The organism is Vibrio sp. zbq_1 (genome assembly GCF_043102935.1).
Taxonomy (GTDB): domain Bacteria; phylum Pseudomonadota; class Gammaproteobacteria; order Enterobacterales; family Vibrionaceae; genus Vibrio; species Vibrio parahaemolyticus.
On the sequence record NZ_JBICJH010000031.1, the window covers coordinates 43,260 to 56,414 of the forward strand.

The 13,155-nt window shown below is 41.8% G+C and carries 15 protein-coding genes; 8 read left to right on the forward strand and 7 right to left on the reverse strand.

The genetic code is table 11. The annotated features are described in order from the left end of the window. Positions 1–66 precede the first annotated feature (66 nt). From ACF8CV_RS14130 to ACF8CV_RS14140, 3 genes are all read left to right on the forward strand, one after another. Positions 67–450, forward strand: a complete 384-nt coding sequence (locus tag ACF8CV_RS14130) for a hypothetical protein (protein ID WP_065274884.1) — start codon at positions 67–69, stop codon at positions 448–450. A gap of 44 nt (positions 451–494) precedes the next feature. After that, positions 495–995 (forward strand): hypothetical protein, encoded by a 501-nt coding sequence (locus tag ACF8CV_RS14135; protein WP_138938498.1) that lies wholly within the window; start codon positions 495–497, stop codon positions 993–995. 100 nt (positions 996–1,095) lie between these two features. Then, positions 1,096–1,527, forward strand: a complete 432-nt coding sequence (locus ACF8CV_RS14140) for a DUF2787 domain-containing protein (RefSeq protein WP_061894857.1) — start codon at positions 1,096–1,098, stop codon at positions 1,525–1,527. Positions 1,528–2,110: 583 nt separating this feature from the next. Here ACF8CV_RS14140 and ACF8CV_RS14145 read toward each other — a convergent pair. Then, positions 2,111–2,236 (reverse strand): hypothetical protein, encoded by a 126-nt coding sequence (locus ACF8CV_RS14145; protein ID WP_255212448.1) that lies wholly within the window; start codon positions 2,234–2,236, stop codon positions 2,111–2,113. Positions 2,237–2,531: 295 nt separating this feature from the next. After that, on the reverse strand, positions 2,532–3,437 hold the full coding sequence (locus tag ACF8CV_RS14150) for a YafY family protein (RefSeq protein ID WP_138938541.1): 906 nt from the start codon (positions 3,435–3,437) through the stop codon (positions 2,532–2,534). 178 nt (positions 3,438–3,615) lie between these two features. On the opposite strand from ACF8CV_RS14150, the gene ACF8CV_RS14155 reads away from it, so the two are divergent. The 3 genes from ACF8CV_RS14155 (at position 3,616) to ACF8CV_RS14165 (ending at position 4,174) form a co-directional block, all read left to right on the forward strand. Next, positions 3,616–3,738 carry a hypothetical protein gene (locus tag ACF8CV_RS14155; protein WP_256896159.1) on the forward strand — a complete coding sequence of 41 codons (123 nt, stop codon included), beginning with the start codon at positions 3,616–3,618 and terminating at the stop codon, positions 3,736–3,738. Between the two features lie 15 nt (positions 3,739–3,753). Beyond that, positions 3,754–3,891, forward strand: coding sequence for a hypothetical protein (locus ACF8CV_RS14160; RefSeq protein WP_005484894.1), 138 nt, complete (start codon positions 3,754–3,756; stop codon positions 3,889–3,891). Between the two features lie 85 nt (positions 3,892–3,976). Then, positions 3,977–4,174: a hypothetical protein gene (locus ACF8CV_RS14165; RefSeq protein WP_138938497.1), complete on the forward strand. Its 198-nt coding sequence runs from the start codon at positions 3,977–3,979 to the stop codon at positions 4,172–4,174. Between the two features lie 239 nt (positions 4,175–4,413). Here ACF8CV_RS14165 and ACF8CV_RS14170 read toward each other — a convergent pair whose 3' ends face one another. The 4 genes from ACF8CV_RS14170 to ACF8CV_RS14185 form a co-directional block, all read right to left on the reverse strand. Then, a complete protein-coding gene (locus ACF8CV_RS14170) occupies positions 4,414–4,683 on the reverse strand; it encodes a hypothetical protein (protein WP_025534411.1) in 270 nt (89 codons plus the stop codon). A 34-nt stretch (positions 4,684–4,717) separates the two neighbouring features. Further along, positions 4,718–5,188: a hypothetical protein gene (locus ACF8CV_RS14175; RefSeq protein WP_061871896.1), complete on the reverse strand. Its 471-nt coding sequence runs from the start codon at positions 5,186–5,188 to the stop codon at positions 4,718–4,720. A 60-nt stretch (positions 5,189–5,248) separates the two neighbouring features. Beyond that, on the reverse strand, positions 5,249–5,848 hold the full coding sequence (locus ACF8CV_RS14180; protein WP_138938496.1) for a hypothetical protein: 600 nt from the start codon (positions 5,846–5,848) through the stop codon (positions 5,249–5,251). Positions 5,849–6,482: 634 nt separating this feature from the next. After that, positions 6,483–9,350 (reverse strand): DNA polymerase, encoded by a 2,868-nt coding sequence (locus tag ACF8CV_RS14185; RefSeq protein ID WP_138938495.1) that lies wholly within the window; start codon positions 9,348–9,350, stop codon positions 6,483–6,485. 679 nt (positions 9,351–10,029) lie between these two features. Here ACF8CV_RS14185 and ACF8CV_RS14190 point away from each other — a divergent pair. Both ACF8CV_RS14190 and ACF8CV_RS14195 read left to right on the forward strand, forming a co-directional pair. After that, a complete protein-coding gene (locus ACF8CV_RS14190; RefSeq protein WP_061871893.1) occupies positions 10,030–11,139 on the forward strand; it encodes a DNA methyltransferase in 1,110 nt (369 codons plus the stop codon). Continuing rightward, the gene (locus tag ACF8CV_RS14195; protein WP_138938494.1) at positions 11,136–12,680 is read left to right on the forward strand and encodes a DNA methylase; all 1,545 of its coding nucleotides are present in this window, start codon (positions 11,136–11,138) and stop codon (positions 12,678–12,680) included. Before ACF8CV_RS14190 ends, ACF8CV_RS14195 begins: the two co-directional genes overlap by 4 nt. Positions 12,681–12,720: 40 nt before the next feature. Here the strand turns inward: ACF8CV_RS14195 and ACF8CV_RS14200 are convergent, their stop codons facing one another. Continuing rightward, complete coding sequence (locus ACF8CV_RS14200) at positions 12,721–13,107, reverse strand: hypothetical protein (protein WP_392417024.1); 387 nt, start codon at positions 13,105–13,107, stop codon at positions 12,721–12,723. Between the last annotated feature and the right edge of the window lie 48 nt (positions 13,108–13,155).

Here is a 13,155-nt window from a genome sequence, read left to right on the forward strand (position 1 = left end):
TTAGAAAGGCCCCTGTTTAGCGATGAGCTAAACAGGGGCTTTTTCATTATTAGAAGGAAATTCACGATGAAAACAGTAAACAAGTTTGAAGACATTCAATCATTGACAATGCCTGATGGCGTGAAAGCAAAACTGCTAGAGCACCTGATAGAACCATTCGGTGATGAAGAAAGCACAAAAACGTTTTGGGATGAGGTCGGTACGACCTTGTACTTGATTGAGGAAGGGGATACCAACGAAACCTTGAGTGAAGAATCTGAGGAAGATCTGCACTTCCTTCGCTTTGTTACTAACTACCCTGAATGGGTGCTGTTGTTAAACGATGATGACTGTCCTTGGTTGCTGGCGGTCGCCATAGTGACCATGGAAGGCTCTGGCGTGTACTGCTGTGCTCCTATGAACAGTCCCACGTTCCCTGTCGTGATGTTAGCAGACCAAACTGAATCTTAAAACCAAATTAAACCTGAACAATTCCATCTTAAAGGAGGTGTCCTATGGCACGTAAACCAAGCAATAAACAAGAAACGGTTCAACCTGAAATCTTAGAGGGCAATGAACAAGTCACGGTCACTGACGATCAACCAGTAGACCATTTCACTTATATCGTGCGTGAGGGCAAAGCTAAAAAGCTATCACCGAAAACGGAGAACCACGTGTTCTATCAAATAGCATTAAATGACGCGGAAGCCGAGCTTCATATCCGCATGTCGGGTAATGAAGGTGGTGGTCTGCACAGCAAGGAATGGATCCCACTTAAAGATATCACCGCTGTACTGGATGTGCAGGGTGATAAGCCGTTCAAGAGTTCTGTGCTGAAGTGTGTATTTTCTGGACAGTCAGCGAACAACGCGGGTTTTATGGCTGCTTGTTGCAGGGGGCTTGGTCTTATCATCCAGTCGGAGAAATCAGTGTTTCTCCACGTTCTAGCGCCAGACTACGAGCAACGTCGTGATGAGTTGCTGTCTCTCGTGGACGCTGAAGCCAAAGCTGAATAACCCCAAAACCACATCAATTCTTACCCACCAAGCCAACTCTGGCTTTCATACCGAGTACTTAACAAGAGTGCTTCCCTAACAAACTAAACGAGATTTTATTATGAACTTAACTTTTGACGTTGAGCGATTGCTGCTGCCTGTCAGTGTCGATCTTCAAGATGCTTTAAACCGAGTGATCAGCGAATCAGGTAAATGGACACCCATGATCCAATCGGTTGTGTTTAACTTCCGAGATTCATCCTACAGTTCGGAAAACGGCGGTTGGCACCCTGTCGAAATCAGGCTTGTTCGACTCTACGACCAGTGGATTTTTGATTATATCACTGACTTTGCGTATTGCGGTGGTCCTTATCCCGAACTGGTTAAAGAGGTGGACTTTAACTTCTCATCTGGGACGGCGAGTTTTTCCTATGTTCCGGAACTGCCGATAACAAGTAGTGAGGTAATGGAGTTCTACTCGATGTGGGAATCCAACTTTCTCAGCTACGTCGAAATGGGCGTGTTCGATGAGATAAAAGTCACTGTGGATTAGTCCATCGGCAACAAACCAAGTAGAAAGCACCATGTATGTACCATAAAATAGTCGACTCACTTCCTAGTGAAACTAAGGCTTCCTATTGCTCCATGTTAATCATGGTGTGATGGGAAGCCTTTTTCGTCGGGGCAAGTTTTAGCAACGTTTACCCAATCCGTTGCCTTCGGGATTCAGAGGGGATGAAGTTGCTGGATTGCAATGGACGGTGGAAACACCAAGGAAGGGAGCGTTAATTTTAACGAGTTTGGTTGGTTTGTTCTGGTGTTTTGTTATTAAAAGCTCCCATTGCTATGTCGAAGCAATGGGAGCAGTAAGGGGTGGGAAGCCTATATAAAATACCGAGAGAATGATTTGTCTGATGCTATCTCTGCTGCTAGGGGTAAAGGCTAGCCCTTATTATGCAACGAGAGGTGCCCTTAGTAATTTGTTAGTGGCTTGGCGTGAAAACTTGGTCATTTTCAACGTTACTATGCGCTGTAAGCGGTAATCCACGATTCCCACACATTAATCTCAAACCCGTTGAGTCAAAAAGGAACTTGTCACCGGAATCTATAGTGACAAGTTCAATTCATGGCTCTGTTTATCCAGTCATCATACCTAGTAGATAGCCAACGGCGGTGAAGCTTAACAAGTTAGCGATATCAACTAGGTAAAAATACGGACTGGACTGAGTGATTTGGAGCAGAGTTCGTGCATCAGACATCATGGTTATACCCCTATTAAATTACTTCTCCTACCGGAGTTATTTTAGTGTTTGCTAATTAACGACGAAAAATGGCATCATTTTGAGTTTTCCCTTGCGCGGTATCGGTTTGAGGTTTCGCTAAATCACCCCTTTCGCTTATCCCACATAGGTAAGCTCAAAATCGGTACATAGTGGCAAGTTGATGGTTAGGAGGGGCTTTAGCGGCGCAGTGAAACGACATTATGTCGTGGTTCTTTGGTGTCTTGGAGCTGTGCTTTTAGAGAGAACGCTAGGGCGTTATTTATTAACGCGGCACCTACTTGTAACGATCCAACGTCGCGTGGAGGTCGCGTATAAGTTCAAGCTTGAGACTGACAGGGGAGAGAACCTCGACTTGAGGTATCCAGGACTTCAACAAGGGCAAGATATCGCTCAATCTTGATACTCGACTGCTAACCAACAAACTACCGTCGCTCAGTTCTTTCAATAGCTGCTGGTGGGGCAGAATCATACCTTCAAGAAAGCGTGGAGCTGCTTCCCTATCAACCTGTACAAGCACCTCAGCATCATCCGGAGTTAGCCACTCCATCCCTTGTTTATGTATCTCCTCGTGGACCTTTTGATTCGGTTTATATTTATCTTCCCTGCGGTGAATCCGTGAAATATTCGGTAATCGGTACGAATGTAGCTGGTCACAGTAGGTCGCAGCGAGGAACCAGATACCACGGTCATTTACCAAACGATATGGATGGACAGATTCAAACGTTTTGCCATTGTAAATAAGGTCAATAACAGAGTGAGTGGTGATAACTTCGGTCAGCTGTCTAAACAGCGCATCGAACTTCCCGATGGATTCGGAGCGTGGATTCTTAAACAGAACGGTAGCTTGACCGTTGAACTTGTAGTGATTCGGTAGTAGCGCAGACAAACCCGTATCGTGCAGTACCTTGTTGGTATTCGCATTACCATTATTTCGAGTTACCGGATCTAACCGATAACCCTCATTAGTGCGGATAATCGGAGCGTTGACTAGCCTTTCATTGAAATCGCGTCTCAGGGTTTTCTCGCTTACCTGATAATCCGCGACCAACTGCTCAGGGGAGAGCACTTCTCCCATAAACAATCTCGTCAATATGTCACCTAGCCTTAAAGCTAGCTTTTCACTCTTATCGCTCATGCTACTAGCGTACGGTTTCCCTTGGACAGGTTGAGGGCAAAACATTTTTAAATGTTTCAAACCGTCGCGCACTGAGATTTGGCATAGCTTTCATCGGATTAGGCAGGGCAATGACGATGCCTATTTTCACACTCATTCTGCGGTCTTGGACACATCCTGTCCGAGCGCAGTGGGATACTACACAACGTAGATTTACTACAACGTCAATTAAAGGAAACAAACAATGCAAGTGACATTCATTAAGCCACTTATGGCATCAGGTTATTCATGCCGCTCTTTAGGTTGTCCCGGTTGGGTCAGTAAGGGCGGATCATGTGATACATGTGGCGCAATGGATTACAGCTAAGAAGGAGTATTCGTTATGGGCAACTGGACAGAAGACCAAGGTGACTATGATGATGGCACAGAAGATTCTGGCTTCAGTCAGGACTTCGACATGGAACCGGGCGACGATGGTTGGCTTGGCGGTGACTTCATGGCTGATGATGACGATGATTAAGTCCCATCATTAAATTAGGCTTATCAACAAGGGCGGTATCGAAAGGTATCGCCCTTTTCTGTATCTATAGAAAAGGAAAAACAGTATGGCAAAAACACATTTTCATTCTAACCCTCAACAGCGCTGGTTTAAGCCGAGCGTATCAATGGGACTAAAAGGAGCGCATTACGGTTTTATTACAGCATCCCGACTTTGCCCTCAGTTTGTCGTAGTTGGCGGAGCCATAGGATTTGTAGCAGGATCAATCGTCGGAGGGGCACTAGAGGAACTAGATGTTATCTAGTAAAGGAAGAAGTAGGGGGGACTCTGCTTCTTTTTTTTGGTAGTTTCGTACCGACATTATGTCGTTTCAAGAGTGGAAAGCAGAAGGTCAAAAGGTGCTTGCTAACGTCCGTCAACAAACACCTTTCAGATGGGGTATGGAAATTCTTGCATGAAATGATCGCTAAGGTCTGGGCAATTTACTTGATAAAAAACGTACTATTAAAAAACTATTAAGCAGTGAGGGTAACGAGCAACACGTTAGTGACCCGTGACTTCGCTAATCACCTGCTTCAAGCGCTTCGCTGTCTCCTTGTAACCGAAAGAATCGCGTTTAGTGTCATAGTCGTGCACCAGCGCGGTTTCAAGCTCATCAAGGATTTGATCCCAGTGTTGGATCTTGCCACCTTTCGATTCGATATTCTGACCAACTTTACGAACCTCACGAAGGCGAGTTCGGCGGTTCTGGTTAGTGCGATTTGCTTCAGCGGTGAAAGCATTAACGATTAAATCATAGATAGACATGTTCATGATGGATACTCCAATAGTTAAGTAAAAGATGCAGTTAAACTGCGCTTTGATGGAAGTCCCAGTTAGGTTTGTAACGACGGGACGGTGATGAGGCTGCTGTAGCCTTCTGAATTTCCTGTTTGATCATTAACTGTGTATCTAGATCATCACAGGGAATAAATGAAAGAATCCGGTTACCTTGAGTTCTCAGGATAAGTCCTTGATATTTTTCACTAAGGTGACATTCATATCCTAGAATGGCGTTTTTCCGCACCCAACTACCTGTTGGGAGGGTTATCCAGTAATTCGCGTCTCGGATACAAAGCTTCTCAAGGTCAGCAAATAGCGTATCGAGATTTTGCTCACTTTCTTCATCTTTAAGAGTCAAATGAGCTAGCTGTTTACCGCTCGCTGCTCTGACACTGATATTGCCATCAGTGATATTGATTGATGCCAAGATACTCGTTGACACCTGTAACTTGACACTGAATAAATTCACCGTGTTCTTTTTTACTTCGGTTGCCATGGGTGTTCCTTAATAGTCGATAGCAAAACCGAAACGTCATAATGTCGTTTCGGTAACAAGTTACGCAGCTTCAAGAGTGGGTTGACCTTCTAACTGTTGACGTAGGTTGGCATTTTCCTGCTCTAGCTCTTTGAGGCGAGCTTCCAGCTCCGATACTTTGTCAACCAAGTCATCATTCACAACGGGGGTGTCCTGTTTCTTCTCTGTTTTTAATTGAGTTGTAAAATCGTTGAACATTTCATTGATAGTGTCGGATTCAACATCCGGGTGTTGTTCTAGGTGTTGTTTAATTTGCTCACGCAAAGGGGCATAGCGTTTACTCGATAACTTGTAAACTTTGGTAAATCCTACTTTACGGCATTCATCTAGCGTTCCGAATTCACATAAGTTAGTCCAACGTGTAAGCGTGCGCTTATCTACCGTACGTTTACCGTTACCGATAATATTTTCATCACGCCATTTACCGAACTTATTCTTGTTCCCTTGAAAGAGCTGCTTAGCTTCATGCATTGCAGCACCAATATCGTACTGGGCTTGCTCACACAGTTCCTTATCAACAACACGACCTGCACCCGCATTTCCTAATACTTCAACAATATTCTCGGCAAGCAGCTGTAGTCGTTCTTCGGTTGCTTTTAATAAATCAATTGGTTCACTCATGGGTATCATCCTTATTTTTAATTGATACCCCCGAATTTAGAACCAAAACCCAACATAATCAAAAGGTTAAAAATTAGACAGGCAAAATCCAGTAAGAATCGCGTCATGCTCACTACAAGCAGTCCAGCACGCGTTTAAACGGGGAATTCCGAGGGTATAGCCCCCGGCAGTACAAAGTGAAAGCCATTTCGAATACTTACCTGAAAACCCGAACGGCCACTCAGGAGGGAGGTTGAATAAAAATTTTGATAATAAACTAAAGTGTGACGCTCATCACAATTAATTCATTTTCAAGCGCAGGGCGAAGGTCTTGTATAGAAAAGGTCGACTACTGACAACGGAGGAAATAAACACGTTAATTGGCGAAAAATCACGGTCTCATCGCTAGGGTTTAATCGAGAAACTGATTATCTATCAGAAACTTAGCGCTAAAAATGGATATTGAATCTTGATAGTGTAATTAGGTCACGCAATTCCCCTCTGATTACGTCAGTAATCCCATCACGAAATCGTTAACCTAATCCCCTATCAAGATATAACATCCATTTATGTTGATATAATTTATTAAAATCAAACATTTATATGTTTGTGTGTAAGCGGTTCTCTTCACGTTTTCCGCTATCGTTACCTACTATCACGAGTCCTTCAGCATCATTTTTACTTCATCCAGTTCGTCTTTATGGAAAAAGTGTTCTATCTCCATGTCAGGGAACGTTGCAATTAACCAACGTAATAGTGGTATCAGTCTTGGGGTTGCAGCGAGTACGTTAGGACGGAAGGCTGTGTCTCGTGAATTACTAATGGCATTATCTGCAATCCTAAATCCTGCATTGTTAAACAGTTCAGTAAGTTGTTTGAGAGTGAGTTTCTTACCATTAATGGTTTTGGTGAGTCCGTAGCTCTCTTTAGATAGAGCTCTTAACGCGAGTTTTAGCAGGGCACCCTGTGAACCGCCTTCCTCATACTTGATGTATGATCCCTTCAGTAGTGGTTTGGTTTTGCTGTAGTCGATCCAGTTCTCCCAATCTTCCATTGTTTTAAGACAGTTATCGCGTCGCCATCCATCAAACAATGCGCGAGTCTGTTGTCCCTCTTGCTCGTTCTTCCACGGTACGGTATCGAAGTAGATATGCTCGACGATGTGACCTTTAGGATGGCGGATTTTAGTCATGCGAGGATTAACGGGTTTACGCTTAAAGTCGAACTCTAAGTTGAGCGTCTTTTCTCGTTGGATTTCTATCAAGTCCATGTCTTTAAGGTACATGTCACGAGGTGAAATCAATGAGTTGTTTGGGATCTTCTGTCCGGGGTAACGGTCTAAGAACAGTTCGACCATATAAGCATTTTCATCCTTTGCCGATGATAAGGCTGATTCCGGTGGCTTAACGCCTGCTTTTGCTATGACAGGTTCGGTATCGCCATATTCACCAGTGATTTGTCCACGGGTTTTCATTGCGATGATTTGTTTAGCATGGTGCTTATGCTTAATCATCTTACCGTCACCCGTTTGCTCGCATATCTTACTGAACCGTTGGCTAATGGTTCCTGAAACATGGAGTTGTTCTTCAGTACAGTCTACGAGATACCCATCTGTTGTGGCACTTACAACGGTAACTCCGTCGCCATGGTGTTTATGAATCCCTGCTAATTGCTCTGAGAGAACCGCTCTAACGAACCCTGTGGCACTGGCAGCAAAATATGGATTGGTAACAGGAGAGTGTGGGATATTTTTGCTTAACCCATCTAATGAGTTGAAACCGCGCTTTCCTTTGAGTCCTTGCCCTAATTTACCGTATAGTGTATTGCCAATCTCCTTCCAGAGCTTCTCTCTGAATTTATCGCCTTCATCCGTGTATTTTTGTCTTTGCTCTCTGATGAGTTCCGTAAAGCCTTTGAAAAGTGGCTCTTTATCTTCAATCCATGGAACTATCACTCCGAACTGAATTTCAATATCACATCCCATGTTATATGCGACTTCTATTTCAGGTGCGGTGCAGTAAGAGTAGCCCTCTAGCGGATAATATAATCCATAGAGGTCAGTTCTAACGGGTAGGCATGGAAATTTCGTAGTGTCTTTATTGAAGCTGAACTTAACGTAAGCAAACCCCATTTTATGACCGAGATAGTCATTGATATTGGTTGAAGTGAAGCTTTTCTCGAAGTCTACGGGTTTAATGTCCATTAAGGCATTGACGTACGCTGTAGCAAGATCGAAATCGTTGTAATCGCCTAAGTTTGCACCACCAAACACGTAACACTCGTTTCTACCTCCATGGAAGCAGTCTATTGCCAATTGTTCGAAGATACGACGACCAGCAGTGATGACAGTTTCTTTCTTCTGCATGACACGACCTTTTGTTTGATTCCAGTATTGAATCGTTTTGGTCTCCATGCCGAGTGCTTGGTTTAATGCATCTTTATCACCCGTGAGTGCTTTGAAGATTGATACTGAGAAGTTACCCAGTGTTGATGGTAGATGTTCAAATTGAAGTTTGTCTAACCGTTCTTCTGGAACTTTATCTTTGAGTGATTTTTTAATGTCTTCGAGGGCAAATTGTTGCATCTCGAATCCATACCTCACTGTTATTTCGGCATCTCGTAGGGCATAGCGAAGGAAGAGTGGCTCGTCTGCGACCAAAAGCTCATCCATACGGCTTTTACTATATGGCTCTGGTATCACTTCTTTAGGAATTTTTATGAGTTCACCGACGTTATCAAGTCCGCTTTGTCCTGGACTGAGTAGTAAAGTATCTACAAAGCGCACGCGACTCTCACGTTTCTTTCCATTCTTGTCTGTAAAGTGGACGGGTTCTGAAGCTTGCTTGGTTCTACCCACTGCGTCTAGGTCGATGCCGTATGCGCCACGCGTGGAGGTTAATGTGCTTCTGACGACTTCCAGTTTCGCTTTCTGACTGGTATCCCAGAACGCTTCGAATGACACCATGTCAGCTCTAAGGTAGTGGGCATAGATGTAGATTTTCTTTGGCCATCCTGTGATGAATCCGCGCCCCATTGCAGTTTGGAGTACTTCAACCAAGAACTCTTCAAATTTCTTACGTGGTTTCTTTATGCGATTAATCGCTTTCAGTTCATCTTCACGACTTTTGTTAGCGGCTCTGGACTTCTTTATAACATCAGCAACGGGGGTAAGTACGACATCACTCATATGGTGCTCACCTGCGATTAGATAATATTGATAGGACAGAATGTCGTTTCGGTTTTCTTCGGCGTTGTAGACGTACTCACTGTCTATACCAATGTGAACCGCTTCATCATCACCTTTGAGAGCTTGCCATGGTGACTGCTGTTCATTCTCGAAGTAGATGTCGAGCTCATCATCGACAGCTTTACTTGAGTATTCATCGGTTTGCTCTTGCGCTAGAAAAGCGTCGAGTTCAATGCTGGTTGATGCTGTGGTTTGGTCGGTGGTTTCTGCTTGGAAGTATTCGTCGAGTTCTTTATCTATGGCTTCAACATGGTTAGGTTTGTTTTCATTGTTCATCGTTGTTCTCTTATAACCAAGTGCATTGTTGGCGGGTGATGCGTCCCTCTTTATACCACAGAGCTCATCCACTGATGAGTGTGGCTTCGTCTTGGTTTTGTGTGTGAGTGATAAGGTTGTGTAGAAAGTGGGAGGGACAGAACGATGATTTTTGAGATTTTGATGTGTGGTATGGAGAGTGGGGCAATTGATGAAAGTAGAAACCCATACCAGATATGGGAACTCTCAAAACGGTGCTGTTTTTCATCGAGTGTAACTAAACATATAAATAACTCCGCTAGGAGGTCCGATTTAATATGATATTACCCTAGCAGTTGGTGGTGAACGATTTGGTCTGACTGTATGTGCGGTATAGAGAGCCTGATCCTTTAGTGGGATCAGGCTTCATTCTAATGTAATTTACTTAGAATGGATTGTCGATTAGTTTGAAATTTGAGTCACAGATGAAATTGTTGGAAGGTAGCGTAGTGGTTGCAAGTTGTAATACCCCCGAGCTGGTGAAGAACCGTTTAGAAGTATAGCCATACAATACATGATGTTATTGCCAGCTACTTAAAGTTTATGTCAATTCCTGTTGTGGTCTGAGCAAACAAAAGAGAGAATACGACCCTTGTTTCTTCTTTCTACTGGTTATAGGATCAGTTGTTGGTCGTCAGTATTCACTTTGGTTTGAGAGAGTATGTTAGCAACATTAAAAGAGCTAGATTGGGATTTCAAAGATTCACGACAGAGCAAAGGATTGCATAGTATCCACCCGTATCCAGCGAAGTTTATTCCTCAGATACCTTCTCAAATAATAGATACATTGGGATGTCCGGATGGTGTTATCTTAGATCCTTTTTGTGGTTCGGGCACTACACTATGCGTTGCTCAATCTAAAGGTTATGAGTCTATCGGGGTTGATTTAAACCCTATAGCTTGCTTGATTAGTAGAGTAAAAACAACGCCATTGAGCACCGACTTTGTTGACGCATATCATCATGTTTTACAAGTTGCAGTAGAGCTTGAAGTAGATGTGAGTAGTCTTAGTAATATCCCAAATATAGATCATTGGTTTAAAAAAGAAATACAGATTGAAGTTCTAAAATTAAAAACTGCAATTGGCTTATATCGAGACAATACCGTGATATTTGATGCTTTAAGAGCTGCCTTATCTAGCATTATAGTAAAAGTTTCTAATCAAGATAGTGATACACGATATGCTGCGATTGATAAAAATATATCTCCTCAGAAAGTATATTCGTTATTTGAAATCTCATGTATAAATCTAAGTCAAAATCTCATTGATTTTGATGGTGTGTCTTCATCAATGATTATAAATAAAGATATTTTGAAAGTATCAAAGGATGACATAACTCAAAAAGTTGGCCTTTTAGTGACGTCCCCTCCGTATCCAAATGCTTATGAATACTGGCTATATCATAAATATAGAATGTGGTGGCTAGATTTTGATCCTCAGTCAGTGAAAAAATCTGAGATAGGCGCTAGAGCTCATTTTTTCAAGAAAAATCATCACACAGCAGAGGACTTCTTTCATCAAATGAAAGGCACTTTATCATTGGCTAATGATGTTTTAATTGATTCTGCTTATGCTGCATTTGTAGTAGGGCGTTCAAAAATACATGGTGAAGTGGTTGATAATGCTCAACTTATTATAGATGGCGCAGAAGAGTTAGGATTCAATATTATCGGTCGGTTTGATAGAAATATGAATAGTAATCGAAAGTCTTTCAATTTGTCTCATGCAAATATTAAAAAAGAAACGATTGTTGTGGTTCAGAAAAAATGAAAATAAGATTGAACCATGTAAATTATAAACTATTGGGGTATGAAATCGAACTTCTTGAGAGAGAAGTCCAGCGCTTAGTAACTAAATGCGATGGGCATGTTTTGGAATCTTCAGAGGGGCGCTTTCATAAATTAGAAGTTCCAGATGTAAAAATAGAGCTTTTGAATAAGTTAGTAAAAGGATTAACTTATATACAGAGTGTTGAAGTTTACGATGGGGATTATTTTATTGAACAGCCATTGCAAGCTATATACGAAGCAAGTTGTCATAAGACGGGCGGGCAAAAACGTCAAACGACTCGTTATGGTGCACATGGTTTGCATGAATACAAAGGAAAGTTTAATCCTCAAATAGTATCTGCAATAGCAAATTTATTCGATTTGTCACCTTGTGACAAAGTTCTTGAGCCTTTTTGCGGTAGTGGAACAACGCTTTATCAAAGTGAGTTGATAGGGATGAAGTCTAATGGTTTTGATTTCAACCCCTTAGCGGTTTATATCACAAATACAAAGTTAGCTTCTTTGGATTTAGATGCTGAACTGGTGTTAAATGAAATCAAGGTAATTGTTGAAAAGATTAAAATAGACATCAAGCAATATGATTTCAATTTTGAAAAAAACGAGCGAACTGATTATCTTCAAAAATGGTTTGATGTAGAGCAATTTGAGAAAATTGAAATTCTAAAATATGAGTTGGAACGTTCCAGTATTAATAGTGCAGCAAAGGATGTATGTCTTTGCGTGGCAAGTGATCTAATTCGTGATTATTCGCAACAAGAACCAGCAGATCTTCGCATACGTAGACGCAAATCTCCTTTACCCGAAGTCTGTTTTTTTAATGCACTGTTGTCAAAGGTGGAAGACTTTTTAAAGCGTGTAAAATCTATCTCCCCTTATGTGGTTAATGTTAGGAATAACTCGAAAGCATTCAATATAGATATTAGGGATGCTGAAAGTTTAATTGATTTTGTTGATTTTGATGCTGCTATTACAAGCCCTCCATATGCAACAGCCTTGCCTTATATTGATACCCAGCGGCTTAGTTTGATTTGGTTAGGATTTGCTTCTCCAAAGGAAGTGAAAGTTTTGGAGAATAATTTGATCGGTTCTAGGGAGTTGACGAAAAAAGAAGAACGTTTTCTTCGCGAGCAGCTTGAAACTAATGCCGACAGTATTCCAGATGAACTGCATTTACTATGTTTAGATATGCTGAAATCACTGGGAGATACTGATGGTTTTCGAAGACAGGCAATGCCATACGTTGTCTATAGGTATTTTGTCGACATGAAGTTAATGTTTACCAATGTTCTTAAAATGCTAAAGCCAAAGGGAAAATTTGGTTTGGTTGTTGGTCATAACCAAACAACATTAGGTGGTAAATTATTCCTTTTAGATACCCCAAATTACTTGAAAATAATTGCAGAGAGTGTTGGTTGGGTTTCTTTAGAAAATTTAAAATTAGATGTTTATAAACGTTATGACCTACATAAAGCCAACTCAATCAATGTTGAGACCTTAGTCACATTACAAAAGCCTGATTAAAATACTAAAAACAATAGGCACTTTGTGCCTATTGTTGTAATCATATAATACTCATAAATCTAGATGTTTCAATAAAGCCATAACGCTTTCCCCTATTACCTATATGTGTAATAGCATGACTATCTAGCATATTAAATGCGTGGTGGTATTGATTTATTATTCTTAACTCGTAGTGGTCATCAGAGATTCTGCTTAGGCAAGCTAAGTCACCTGGTGCAGCGATGCCCGAGTATCTTAGTGCTCCAGTTCCTAGCCTAAAGTCGAGATTATTCTCAGCTTCAAAAGTGACTCTTTCTTCTCTTCGTATTCCTAAGTCTATGTAATCAAGTGTAATTAGAGTTGATAGAGTACCTTTCCATCCTCTAGCATTCCGAATTGTTAAAGGAGGGAAAAAGTCGAAACAATCGTAAGCGCCCCATGAACACACGGGCGCTTTTTATGTGTGGGAGAAGTTCCAGGGAAGAAGTGAGTCGAT

Bases quoted from the DNA above. Each gene is read 5' to 3' on its own strand.
- ACF8CV_RS14130 (WP_065274884.1), top strand. From the start codon at position 67: ATGAAAACAGTAAACAAGTTTGAAGACATTCAATCATTGACAATGCCT.
- ACF8CV_RS14140 (WP_061894857.1), top strand. From the start codon at position 1,096: ATGAACTTAACTTTTGACGTTGAGCGATTGCTGCTGCCTGTCAGTGTC.
- ACF8CV_RS14145 (WP_255212448.1), bottom strand. From the start codon at position 2,236: ATGATGTCTGATGCACGAACTCTGCTCCAAATCACTCAGTCCAGTCCG.
- ACF8CV_RS14165 (WP_138938497.1), top strand. From the start codon at position 3,977: ATGGCAAAAACACATTTTCATTCTAACCCTCAACAGCGCTGGTTTAAG.
- ACF8CV_RS14195 (WP_138938494.1), top strand. From the start codon at position 11,136: ATGAAAATAAGATTGAACCATGTAAATTATAAACTATTGGGGTATGAA.
- ACF8CV_RS14190 (WP_061871893.1), top strand. From the start codon at position 10,030: ATGTTAGCAACATTAAAAGAGCTAGATTGGGATTTCAAAGATTCACGA.
- ACF8CV_RS14175 (WP_061871896.1), bottom strand. From the start codon at position 5,188: ATGGCAACCGAAGTAAAAAAGAACACGGTGAATTTATTCAGTGTCAAG.
- ACF8CV_RS14170 (WP_025534411.1), bottom strand. From the start codon at position 4,683: ATGAACATGTCTATCTATGATTTAATCGTTAATGCTTTCACCGCTGAA.
- ACF8CV_RS14135 (WP_138938498.1), top strand. From the start codon at position 495: ATGGCACGTAAACCAAGCAATAAACAAGAAACGGTTCAACCTGAAATC.
- ACF8CV_RS14185 (WP_138938495.1), bottom strand. From the start codon at position 9,350: ATGAACAATGAAAACAAACCTAACCATGTTGAAGCCATAGATAAAGAA.
- ACF8CV_RS14180 (WP_138938496.1), bottom strand. From the start codon at position 5,848: ATGAGTGAACCAATTGATTTATTAAAAGCAACCGAAGAACGACTACAG.
- ACF8CV_RS14160 (WP_005484894.1), top strand. From the start codon at position 3,754: ATGGGCAACTGGACAGAAGACCAAGGTGACTATGATGATGGCACAGAA.
- ACF8CV_RS14150 (WP_138938541.1), bottom strand. From the start codon at position 3,437: ATGTTTTGCCCTCAACCTGTCCAAGGGAAACCGTACGCTAGTAGCATG.
- ACF8CV_RS14155 (WP_256896159.1), top strand. From the start codon at position 3,616: ATGCAAGTGACATTCATTAAGCCACTTATGGCATCAGGTTATTCATGC.